The 775-nt window shown below is 48.4% G+C and carries 1 protein-coding gene; it reads left to right on the top strand.

Annotation, left to right across the window (positions count from 1 at the left end; genetic code table 11):
• Positions 1-591: macro domain-containing protein (locus tag B5E53_RS18725; RefSeq protein WP_087317630.1), on the top strand; the 591-nt coding region annotated here is incomplete at its 5' end.
• Positions 592-775 lie beyond the last annotated feature (184 nt).

The following is a 775-nucleotide window of genomic DNA, read 5'->3' as shown; positions in this document are numbered from 1 at the left end:
ATGGGGGCAGGCGTAGCCAGGCAGATCCGGCATCGTATTTTGACAGCAGAACAGTATCGGACATACCAGCAGATTTGCAGGAAGAATAAAGAGGAACTTCTAGGATCCTGCTCTTTGATGCTGCGGATGGATACCGGCGCCACTCAGTATGTGGCACATCTGTTTGCCGAGAATATTCCCACAGGCAGAGGATTAGATACCGATTATGCAGCACTGAGACAGAGCCTGACTGCCATGATGTTCCTGGCAGCACAGCGGGAATTGTCGCAGATTGCCATTCCCGGTTATCTGGGATGCGGGCTTGCAGGCGGCGACTGGGAGACGGTCTACAGCCGTATCCTCATCCCCCTGTTTTCCGAGTCTTGCTTTACCCTTACCATCCTGTACCTGCCGGACAGCATCCGGCGTCTCTGGACAGAATTTGGAGACATCCCTATGAACCCGGAAACAGAATGTATTGAGCAAGCCTGGCACGGATTTTCAGCTGGAACACATCGGGAAGAAATCTGGCACTGGTTTGAAGAAACATTTCAGATCAGCGTGGCGGAAGCTCTCATGTATGCAAATAATAAAAAGAAAATTATGAGGTAATAACGATATGAAAGAAAAGATGAAGTGCAGTGAATGTGAGTTTTGCAATTCCTTTCGTCCCTACGGTAACAGCCGGGCTTCTTTTCGCTGTAAGCATCCGGATCAGCATTATATTTTTGATTATTTTCAGGAACATAGAATGTCGAAAGATCCAGGATTCCTGGATTATGGAAAGGCCTGGTCC

It is taken from the genome of Eubacterium sp. An11, from assembly GCF_002161065.1.
In the GTDB taxonomy this organism is placed as follows: domain Bacteria; phylum Bacillota; class Clostridia; order Lachnospirales; family Lachnospiraceae; genus Anaerobutyricum; species Anaerobutyricum faecale.
Note: the sequence above shows the minus strand (reverse complement) of the source record. Positions and strands in the feature narration are given on the sequence as shown.